A 10,617-nucleotide genomic window follows, 5' to 3' on the forward strand; every position below is an offset into this window, starting at 1 on the left:
CATGCGCGTCGCGATCATCGGCGCGGGCATCGCCGGCCTCACCACCGCGAAGACCCTGACCCAGGCGGGCCACGACGTCGTGGTCCTCGACCGTACGCCGGACGTCGGAGGGGTGTGGAGCCGCAGCCGCCGCTACCCGGGCGTCACCACCCAGAGCCCCGCCGCGCAGTACTCGTTCTCGGACTTCCCCATGCCGCGCGACTATCCGGAGTGGCCGACCGGCGCGCAGGTGCAGTCCTATCTGGCCGCGTACGCACGGCACTTCGGGATCGAGCCGTGCCTGCGGCTGGGCACCGAGGTGACGGGGGCGCGTCCGACGGGTGACGACCGGTGGACCCTCGACACCCGGGACGTCAAGGCAAGCGGGGACGGCGGGTCCGCCGGGGTCACGGAGGTCTTCGACCGTCTCGTCGTGGCCAACGGGGTGTTCTGCGAACCGCACATGCCCGACTATCCCGGGCGGTCCGAATTCACCGGGGCGGGCGGCCGGTTGTGCCCCGCCACCGCGTTCCACGACGTGGAGGAGGCGCGCGGCAGGCACGTCCTGGTCGTCGGGTACGGGAAGTCGGCGTGCGACGTCGCCATGGCGATCGGTGAGGTCGCGGAACAGACCGATGTGATCGCCCGTCAGCTCCTGTGGAAGGTCCCCCGTAGGATCGCGGGCCGGGTCAACTTCAAGATGCTGCTGCTGACCCGGCTCGGGGAGGCGCTCTTCCGGTACATCAGGCTGAGCGGATTCGAGAAGTTCCTGCACGGACCCGGCAACGGACTGCGCCGCAGGATGCTGGACTCCGTCGGGAAGATCTCGGTACGGCAGTTCGGCCTCGCCGAGCTCGGCCTGGTGCCGGCCGGACGGATGGAGGACATCGTCCGGGGGGCGATCGGGCTGTCCACCGAAGGGTTCTTCGAGGCTGTCGCCGACGGTGGTATCACCGTCCACCGGGACCGGACCATCAGGCGGCTCCTCGCCGACGGCGGGAGACCGGGCGCGGAGCTGAACGACGGTACGGTGCTGCCGGCCGACCTGGTCGTCTGCGCCACCGGCTTCGTCCAAGCGGTGCCCTTCCTGGACAAGGAGGTGCGGGACAGGCTGTTCGACGAGCGCGGGAACTTCCAGCTCTACCGCCAGATCCTGCCCTTCGGCACCCCCGGCCTGTACTTCAACGGCTACAACTCGTCCTTCTTCAGCCCCCTCAACGCCGAGATGGCGGCCGTCTGGATCGCCGCCGACCTCGCGGGCGAACTGCGGCTGCCCGACCCCGGCACCCGGCTTCGGGCCGTACGCGACCAGCTGGCCTTCATGGACGATGCGACCGACACGCACCACTGCCGCGGCACGAAGATCATCCCTTTCTCGATGCACAACGTCGACGAGGTGCTGGGCGACCTCGGCCTCAACATCAGTGCCCGCGTCCGCGCCTCGCACTGGCTGAACCCCATCGACCCGGCCGCCTACAAGAACGTCACCCCGGCGCTCCTCAAGCGCCTGGCAGCACGCGAGCCGCACCCCGTGCCACCGGCGACCACGCCGCAACTGCCTGACGCCGAGCGCACGGGGGAGGAGATCTCCGGCCACCCGGTGACCTGAACATCAACCCATCCACCCTGAACATCAACGGCCGGTGAGACGCCACAGCGACGTGACTTCGGCGGCGCGCGCCGCGTGGAGCGGGTCGGCGGTGTCCCTCGCCCGTGGATGCCGTGGCCCGCAGTCCAGGGTGCGCGGGCTGATGTCGGTGGCCGCGACGCGCTCGATGCCCCGGCGGGCCGGCACCGCCGCGAGCACCCCAGTCCCCGTGCCGAGATCGAACGCGGTACGGGGACCGCCGTGCGCCCAGGGGAGCGGCGCATGCGCGACCAGGTCGACGTATTCGCCCTGACCGGCGAGAACACACCGTAGTGCGGGTGAATCCGAGTGCCGATGGCGCGTACCTCCACGCCCTTCGTACGCCACTGATGCGCTCCGAGCACCCCCAGCAGCTCGGTGAGCGCGACCGCCACCGGTCCGGACGGCGGACCGTACGCCTCGGCGCAGGCTCGGCGCACGTCGGGGGCTCCGCGCAGGTTCCGGGTGTAGCCGTCCTCCAGGAGTACGAGGAGTCTGCCCAGTACGCGGGCGCGGTGGCCGCGTGCTCGGCGGTGCAGGCGGAAGGACTCCGCCGGGTTGCCACTGTGCGGCGGAGCCTTGCGGTCGATGCGGCGGCTCATCGCCTTCAGCAGTTGGCGTGCCTGGGGGAAGTCGCCCCGCCACAGCAGGGCGGTGCCTTCGCAGGCGAGACGGTGGGCGGTGTCGGCCTTTATGCGGTCGACGGCGCGGCCCACTCGCCGTGGGCAACCCGATCTCGCCCCAGGCAAACGCGATCCTGCCCCCCGGCGGTGGCACCCGTGGCGGGCGGGGCAGGATGACCAACGGCCTTGTGTGGCGGCGGCGTTGGTCGGCCCGCGGGCGGGGCCTGAATGGCGAGATAAGGTAAGGCTAAGCTTAGTTGGATGAGTGTTCGGTTGTGAGGTGTGGCCTTGGCCTGCCCCTGAACTGTCCGCTCCTGACAGGGTGGGCCGGTCGGTGCGCGGCGCCGGCAGGCCCGCGACCTCGTCCCATCCGTCGCGGTCCCGTCGAGACCGCCTGGTGTCGCAGATGGAGGCTTCATGACGGACTTCGCAAGCGCCCCGGAAGGTGTCTCGGAAAGCGTCTCGGGAGGTGTCTCGGGACGTGTTTCGGGAGGTGCTTTGGAAGGTGCCCGGAAACGTGGCCCGGTCAGGACCCCGGCCGGGGATCCGACCCCGGTGTCCGCCCTGACCCTTGACCGGGTGCGGCTGGGCGCGGGCGGGCCGCTCGCCCGTGTGCGCGTCGAGGGCGGCAGGGTCACCCAGGTCGTGGCGGAGGCCGAGGGGCACGGGGCGTCCGACGGCGAGGAACGTGTCGTCGATCTGGACGGCCGCACCCTCCTTCCCGGTCTGTGGGACGCACATGTGCACATGGCGGAGTGGGCGAGCGCCCGGCACCGCCTCGACCTGTCCGGTACGGCGTCCGCGCGGGCGGTGGCCGACCGCGTACGGGACCACGGCGGTCGGGTGCCCGGCGGCGCGGTGCTCTACGGGTACGGATTCCGGGACGGGCTCTGGCCCGACGCCCCGCACAAGCGGCTGCTCGACTCGGCGCTGCCCGACCGGCCGACCGCCCTGGTCAGCGCCGACCTGCACGCCGTATGGCTGAACTCCGCCTGCCTCGCCCTGGTCGGCCGGAGCGAGCATCCCACCGGTCTGATCAGGGAGCACGAGGCCCACGAGGTCCTGTCCGCCCTCCCCGAGACACCGGCCGACGTGGTCGACGGCCGGGTCGCGGACGCCTGCGAGGCCGCCGCCGCGCGCGGAGTCACCGGCATCATCGACTTCCAGTACGGCGACACGGTCGGCGACTGGGAGCGCCGCTCGGCCGCATCCGCGCCCGCCGTAAGGGTGTCGGCGGCCGTCTACCCGAGCCACCTGGACATGGCGGTGAAACGCGGACTGCGCACCGGGGACGAGACCGGCGCGTCCGGGGGGCTGGTACGCGTCGGTCCGCTGAAGCTCTTCACCGACGGCTCGCTCAACACCCGTACCGCCCTGTGCCGCGCCCCCTATCCGGGCCTGGACGGAACGGACGGCTCCCACGGCATCGAGCAGACCTCACCCCGCGACCTGGTGCGGCTCATGCGACGGGCCGCCGCGCACGGCATCGAACCCGCCGTGCACGCCATCGGCGACCGCGCCAACACCGTCGCACTGGACGCCTTCGCGGCGGTGCGCTGCCGGGGACGGATCGAGCACGCGCAGTTGCTGAGCCCCGAAGACCTCCCGCGCTTCGCGGAGTTGGGCGTCACGGCGGGGGTGCAGCCCCGGCACGCCACCGACGACCGCGATGTGGCGGACCGGCACTGGGCCGGGCGCACCGACAGGGCCTTCGCCTACGCCGCTCTGCTCGCCGCCGGCGCCCGCCTGGAGTTCGGCTCGGACGCCCCGGTCTCGCCGCTCGACCCCTGGCTCGCCATCGCGGCGGCCGTCACCCGTACCGACGACGACCGCCCCGCCTGGCACCCCGAACAGCGCCTGTCCGTACCGGACGCGCTCGTGGCGGCGGCCCGTGGGCGGCGGCTCATCAGGGTCGGGGACGCCGCCGACCTGGTGGTCGTGGACGCGGACCCGCTGACCGCCGACCCGGGCACCCTGCGCGCCATGCCCGTGCACGCCACGATGATGAACGGCCGGTGGACCCATGGGCCGTACTGAGCCCGGCCCCGGACGGCGTTCCCGATGACGCCCGAGCACCGGTGAAAGGCCGATGCACATGTCGTCCCCCGGTGGGGTTCCCTAGGTCATGCGCGGGAGCCGGCCGGGCACGGGAGCGGTTTCGGGCACCCCGGTTTCCCCGAATTCCCGGACCTTCCCGGTCTCCCCGGTCTTCCCGGGGACGACGAGTCCCGCGAGATCGCGGACCGGATCCGGCCACGGGTCGGCGACAGTGTGCTGACGGCCAAGAAGTTCAGCGCCTTCGCCGGAACCCGGCTGCGCCCCCGCCTCGCGGAGCTGCGGCGCGACCAGCCGGTGATCGTGGGGGTGTTCGCGCGGACGCAGGCCCTGCTGACGGCGGCCGACGCCCGGACGCAGGACCTGGAACCCTTCGTCGTCGCGGACGCCGTGGCCGGCCGGGCGACTGAGGACCACAGGATGGCCGTGGACTGGATCGCCGCGACCTGCGGGGCCGTCAGGACGGTGCGGAGTGTGGCGGCCGTGTTCGGCGGGCCGGTGTCCGGGCCGGCCTGATCCGGAGGGCCCGGACAACCACCACCGTGCCGTCCGGGCCCCGCACGGCTCCGGCCGCTCAGGCCGTCGCCAACCCCGCCAGACCCGCCAGCACCGAGTGGTGGATCTCCTCCGCCCGAACCGCGACCGTCGACAGCAGCGTGCTGGTCAGACCGTGGGTGTGCTCGGTCCCGCCCTGGAGATAGATACCGGCGGTCACCTCCGGCACCGTCTCGACCCGGTGGTCCCGGCCGACGCGGATGGCGTCCCCGTCGTCCCTGAGGCAGAGCTTGCCCGCCGCGCCGAGCAGCGAGGTGACGTCGCGGGGACGGTAGCCGGTGGCGAGTACGAGCATGTCGGCGGAGAGGATCTGCCGCTCCGCCGTGGGCAGGAACTCGACGGCGACATCGACACCGCCTCCGGCGCGGGGGTCGACGGCGCGGACGCGTGACACATTGAGGAACCGCAGCCGCTCCCGCCCGGCCACCTTCTCCTGGTACGCGGTGGCGTACAGCGACTCGATCAACTCCATGTCGACCACGGAGTAGTTCGTGGACCGGTGGTAGTCGAGCAGGGACTGCTTGACCTCGGCGGGCGCCGAGAAGTAGACGTCGACCGCCTCGGGATCGAAGATGCGGTTGGCGAACGGGCTGTCGTCGGCGGGCGTGTAGCCGTACTTGGCGAAGACCGACACCACCTCGGCCTCCGGGAAGGTGCGGTGCAGATAGTCCACCGCCTCCGCCGCGCTCTGCCCGGCGCCGAGCACGACCGCCCGGCGTACGGGGACGCCGGAGTCCGCGAGCCCGGTGGCGCGGGGGATCAACTCGCTGTTGTGCCAGACGTGTTCGGTCAGCTCCAGGCCGGGCGGCACATGCGGTTCCAGCCCCATCGCCACGCTGATGTTGCGGGCCCGGCGGGTCACGGTCGCACCGGGGCGCGCGGTGTCCCGCGAGGTCACGTCGAAGCGGCTCACCGTACCGTCGTCGTCGCGCACCGGGTCGACGGAGACCACCTCGCTGTCGTACGCGACCAGATGGGCGACGCGCTCGGCCGCCCACGCGAAGTACTCGTGGAACTCCATCCGCAGCGGGAAGAGCGTCTTCTGGTTCAGGAAGTCGATCAGCCTGCCCCGCTCGCGCAGGAAACACAGGAAGCTGTAGTCGCTGGTCGGGTTGCGCAGGGTGACGAGGTCCTTGAGGAAGGACACCTGCATGGTCGCGTCGTCGATCAGCATGCCCCGGTGCCAGCCGAACCGCGGCTGGCGCTCCAGGAACAGGGCGCGCAGACCGGGGCCGGCCCCGAGACGCGCGTTGTGCTCCTCAACCGCTATGGACAGAGCGAGATTTGACGGACCGAATCCGATTCCGATGACGTCGTGGACGGCGTCGGAACCCGTGAGCGGTGACTTCACCGTGGCATCGCCTCCCTCAGGCAGGCCCATGCTAGATAAGGTAAGGCTTACCTAGCAATGGAACCTTGAGGGAAGGACCGTCATGCGGGTCGTCATGCTCGGCTACCAGACCTGGGGTCACCGCACGCTTCAGGCGCTGCTGGACTCCGACCACGAGGTGGTCCTCGTCGTCACCCACCCGAAGAGCGAACACGCCTACGAGAAGATCTGGAGTGACAACGTCGCCGAACTCGCCGAGAAGCACGGTGTGCCGGTCCTGTTGCGCAACCGCCCCGACGACGACGAACTCCTCGCGGAGGTGCGTGACGCGCGCCCGGACATCATCGTGGCCAACAACTGGCGGACCTGGCTGCCCCCGGAGCTGTTCGACCTCCCGCCGTACGGCACCCTCAACATCCACGACTCGCTGCTGCCGTCGTACGCCGGTTTCTCACCGATCATCTGGGCGCTCCTCAACGGCGAGACCCGCGTCGGCGTGACCGCGCACCGGATGAACGCCGAACTCGACGCCGGGGACGTACTGGTGCAGCGCTCGGTGCCGGTGGGGCCCGCCGACACGGCGACCGACCTGTTCCACCGGACCGTCGACCTGATCGCTCCCCTCGTGCGTGAGTCGCTGGACCTGATCGCCTCGGGACGGGACGCCGGACAATGGGTGCCGCAGGACCGGAGCCGGGCGAGCTTCTTCCACAAGCGGTCCCTTGAGGACAGCCGGATCGACTGGACCTGGCCGGCGGAGCGCCTCGAACGCCTCGTACGGGCCCAGTCGGACCCGTATCCGAACGCGTACGCCTTCCACCGCGGCCGGCGGCTGAGGATCGTCTCCGCCGCCGTTTCGGAGGGGCGGTACGGCGGCACCCCGGGGCGGATCTTCATCCGCGAGGACGACGGTGTCGTGGTCGTGGCCGGGGCCGACGCCCACACCGGACGCTGCCACGGACTCCTGATACGCCGGGTGCGCACGGAGGACGGAACCGAGCACGCGGCCGACGACTACTTCCGCACCATGGGCGGGTATCTGACGTCCCGTCCCTGAGGGGCGCGGTGTACGGGGCCTGCCTGCCGACGAGTTGGGCCCCGTACGTGCCGGGGCCCGTGGGGTCACTCGATGGCCGCCGCGGGCACGGCGTCCTCGCGGTGTGCGGCGTCCGTATGGTGGTGGCGGCCCAGCGGGATCACCATCGGGGTGCCGCTGACCGGGTCGGGCGTGATCCGGCAGCGCAGGTCGAAGACGTCCTCGACGGTCGCCTCGGTGACGACGTCGGCGGGCGGGCCCTCGGCGACGATCCGGCCGGCCTTCATCGCGATGACGTGATCGGCGTACCGGCAGGCCTGGTTGAGATCGTGCAGCACCATCACCACCGTGCGCCCCTCGCGCCGGTTGAGGTCCGTGATCAGGTCCAGTACGTCGATCTGGTGGGCGAGGTCGAGATAGGTCGTCGGCTCGTCGAGGAGCAGGACGGGGGTGCCCTGGGCGACGGCCATCGCGATCCACGCGCGCTGCCGCTGGCCGCCGGACAGTTCGTCCACCGGCCGGTCGGCGAGCCCGGTCAGACCGGTTGCCGCCAGCGCCGCGTGCACGGCCTCCTCGTCGTCCGCCGACCACTGCCGCCACCAGGTCTGGTGCGGTGAACGGCCCCGGCCCACCAGGTCGACCACGGTCAGCCCCTCCGGCGCGGTCGGCGTCTGGGGCAGGATGCCCAGCTTGCGCGCGAGTTCGCGGGTGGGCACGGACCGCAGGGTGGTGCCGTCGAGTTCGACGGTGCCCTGACGCGGGGTCAGCAGCCGGGCCAGGGCGCGCAGCAGGGTCGACTTCCCACAGGCGTTCGCCCCGACGATGGCCGTGATCCGGCCGGTCGGCACGGTGAGGTCCAGATCCTCCACCACCGGGCGCCCGTCGTAGGCGAGTTGGAGGCCACGGGCCCGCAACTCGGGGCCCGGTACGGGCAGGCTGCCTTTCGGTCCGGGCAAGGTGCTGCCGCCTCCGGACTTGGACGGCCGCGGGGCGCGCGGCGCGCGCGGGTCGGTGGTCGACATGCGATCAGCCTCCAGAGCCCGCGCGGTTGGCGCGGATGAGCAGCCACAGCAGGACCGGCGCGCCGAGGGCGCCGGTGACGATCCCGACCGGCAGTTCCGTCCCGGGGACCCCCTCACGGGCGAGGAGGTCGGAGCCGAGGACGACGAACGCGCCGGTGAGACCGGAGACGAGCGGGGGCGGTGACGCCGTGCCGGCCAGCCGCAGCGCGATCTGCGGGCAGGCCAGGGCCACGAAGGCCACCGGGCCCGCCGCCGCCGTACCGAAGGCGACGAGTCCGACCCCGGTCAGCAGCAGCGCCAGCCGGACCCGCTGGACGGGTGTGCCGAGCCCGGCCGCCACGTCGTCGCCGAGGTGGAGCGTGCGCATCCAGCGGCCCATGCCCAGGGTGACCGGGAGCAGGACGAGCAGGGCGAGGGCGAGGGAGTTCACCTGGTCCCAGGTCCGGCCGTTGAGGTTGCCGACCAGCCAGCCGAGGGCCGCCTCGGCCTCGAACCTGTTGCCCCGCGCCACGAGGAAGTCGGTGGCGCTGGTGCAGATCCACGACACGCCGATGCCGACGAGGATGATGCGGTACCCGGTGGCCCCGCCCTTCCACGACAGCGCGTACACGAGCAGGGCCGTGGCCAGGGCGCCGAGCAGGCCCATCGTCGGCAGTCCGAGGCCGCTGCCCCAGCCGAGGACCACGGCGGCCACCACGGCCGTTCCCGCGCCCTGGGTCAGCCCGATCATGTCGGGGCTGGCGAGCGGGTTGCGGGTCATCGTCTGGAACACGGCCCCTGAGACGCCGAACGCGATGCCGACCAGCAGCCCGGTCAGGGCGCGCGGCAGCCGCAGATCCTGGACGACGGTGACCGTGCCGGGATCGCCCGCGCCGCCGAGCGCCCTGACGACGTCGGCGAAGGGCACCGGATAGTCGCCGATGGTCAGGCCCCAGCAGAACAGCAGGAAGGCGCCGACCGCGAGGAGGGTTCCGGTCAGGACGAGTCGGGGACGCAGCATGCCGGAGACCGGGGGAACGGTGAGCCGGAAGGGGCGGTCGCGTACGGGGAAACGCGCGGAGCGCACGGACCCGGCGGGGGGCGAATCGGTGGACGGGTCGGCGGCGACCGGTGACGATTTCACGGACACGCTCACACCTCCGCGAGCTTGCGGCGGCGGACCAGGGCGATGAAGAACGGGCCGCCGAGGAAGGCGACCAGGACGCCGGCCTGGATCTCGGAGGGGCGCACCACCATCCGGCCCAGGATGTCGGCGGACAGCAGCAGAACGGGTGCCAGCGCGGCGGACATCGGCAGCAGCCAGCGATGGTCGGGGCCGATCCCCGCGTACTGGGCGAGGACCCGGGCGATGTGCGGGACGACCAGACCGAGGAAGACCACGGGTCCGATGACGGCGACCGACGCGCCGGTCAGCAGCACGACCGCGGCGACCCCCTGGAGGCGGACCAGTCCGAGCCGCCGGCCCAGCGAAGCGGCCACGTCGTCACCGAGGGCGAGGCTGTTGAGCGCGGGCGCGCAGGACAGGGCCAGGACGGCGCCGACGGCGAGGAAGGGCAGGATGCGCATCAGGTCGCCGGAGTCCCGGTCGGCCAGCGTGCCGGCGGACCAGAACCGGAAGCGGTCCAGCGCGTCCTGGTCGGTCAGCACCACGGCGCTCGTGAGCGACGACAGCATGGCCGTGACGGCCACTCCGGAGATCGCCAGTTTGACGGGCGTGGCCCCGGATCGGCCGAGCCGTCCCAGGAAGAAGACCAGGACGCTCGCGGCGAGCGCTCCGGCGAACGCGAACCAGACATATCCGTACAGGGATCCGAAGCCGAGCACCCCGACCGCCAGGACGATCGCGAAGGACGCCCCGGCGCTCACCCCGAGGATGCCCGGGTCGGCGAGCGGGTTGCGGGTCAGTGCCTGCATCAGCGCACCGGCCATGCCGAGCGCGGCGCCCGTCGTCAGGCCGAGCAGGGTGCGGGGGACGCGCACCGACCAGATGACGTTGTCGACGAGGCGGCTGGGCGGATGGCCGAGGACCGCGCGGACGACCTGGTCGGGCGGGACGCTGAGCGCGCCCAGTGCCACGGACAGCAGGGACAGCACGGCGAGGAGGGCGACGATCAGCGCCACGAGCACCGTGGTGCGAAGCCTTCTGCCTGAAGCCACGTGCCGGTCTCCATGTCGTCTTCCGTGTCATCTGCCACGTCATCTGCCGTGTCATCTGCCGTTCCGAAGTGCCCTGTTGAGGGGCCGCCGGGCAGTCCCGTGAGCGGGTCGGAACGGGTTAGGTGAGCATAACCTCAGTCGCTTCGGTCAGGGGTGGCCGGATCCGAAAGCGGTCTGTTGGGTTAGGCAATCCTTACCTTACTATGCGAGCGGTCGCGGCTCCGCTGAGCCGT

7 protein-coding genes and 2 pseudogenes are annotated in these 10,617 nt (G+C 71.9%); 4 read left to right on the top strand and 5 right to left on the bottom strand.

What is annotated here, in order from left to right:
* The first annotated feature begins 1 nt into the window (after nt 1).
* The gene (locus ACIQNU_RS08465; RefSeq protein WP_401362758.1) at nt 2–1,588 is read left to right on the top strand and encodes a flavin-containing monooxygenase; all 1,587 of its coding nucleotides are present in this window, start codon (nt 2–4) and stop codon (nt 1,586–1,588) included.
* Nucleotides 1,589–1,612: 24 nt separating this feature from the next.
* Here ACIQNU_RS08465 and ACIQNU_RS08470 read toward each other — a convergent pair.
* A pseudogene (locus ACIQNU_RS08470) lies at nt 1,613–2,355 on the bottom strand (hypothetical protein).
* A gap of 429 nt (nt 2,356–2,784) precedes the next feature.
* On the opposite strand from ACIQNU_RS08470, the gene ACIQNU_RS08475 reads away from it, so the two are divergent.
* Entirely contained in the window at nt 2,785–4,266 is a 1,482-nt protein-coding gene (locus tag ACIQNU_RS08475) for an amidohydrolase (RefSeq protein ID WP_401362761.1), read from the top strand.
* A 183-nt stretch (nt 4,267–4,449) separates the two neighbouring features.
* Nucleotides 4,450–4,800: pseudogene (locus tag ACIQNU_RS08480) on the top strand (isochorismatase family protein); the annotation flags it as partial.
* A gap of 58 nt (nt 4,801–4,858) precedes the next feature.
* Here ACIQNU_RS08480 and ACIQNU_RS08485 read toward each other — a convergent pair.
* Nucleotides 4,859–6,190, bottom strand: a complete 1,332-nt coding sequence (locus ACIQNU_RS08485; protein WP_401364188.1) for a lysine N(6)-hydroxylase/L-ornithine N(5)-oxygenase family protein — start codon at nt 6,188–6,190, stop codon at nt 4,859–4,861.
* An 82-nt stretch (nt 6,191–6,272) separates the two neighbouring features.
* Here ACIQNU_RS08485 and ACIQNU_RS08490 point away from each other — a divergent pair, with 82 nt between their 5' ends.
* Nucleotides 6,273–7,226, top strand: a complete 954-nt coding sequence (locus ACIQNU_RS08490; protein WP_401362763.1) for a methionyl-tRNA formyltransferase — start codon at nt 6,273–6,275, stop codon at nt 7,224–7,226.
* A gap of 65 nt (nt 7,227–7,291) precedes the next feature.
* Here ACIQNU_RS08490 and ACIQNU_RS08495 read toward each other — a convergent pair whose 3' ends face one another.
* The 3 genes from ACIQNU_RS08495 to ACIQNU_RS08505 form a co-directional block, all read right to left on the bottom strand.
* On the bottom strand, nt 7,292–8,227 hold the full coding sequence (locus ACIQNU_RS08495; RefSeq protein ID WP_401362766.1) for an ABC transporter ATP-binding protein: 936 nt from the start codon (nt 8,225–8,227) through the stop codon (nt 7,292–7,294).
* Nucleotides 8,228–8,231: 4 nt separating this feature from the next.
* Entirely contained in the window at nt 8,232–9,227 is a 996-nt protein-coding gene (locus ACIQNU_RS08500; protein ID WP_401364190.1) for a FecCD family ABC transporter permease, read from the bottom strand.
* Nucleotides 9,228–9,358: 131 nt separating this feature from the next.
* Nucleotides 9,359–10,384, bottom strand: a complete 1,026-nt coding sequence (locus ACIQNU_RS08505) for a FecCD family ABC transporter permease (protein ID WP_401362769.1) — start codon at nt 10,382–10,384, stop codon at nt 9,359–9,361.
* Between the last annotated feature and the right edge of the window lie 233 nt (nt 10,385–10,617).

The organism is Streptomyces sp. NPDC091292, assembly GCF_044757265.1.
Classification (GTDB): domain Bacteria; phylum Actinomycetota; class Actinomycetes; order Streptomycetales; family Streptomycetaceae; genus Streptomyces.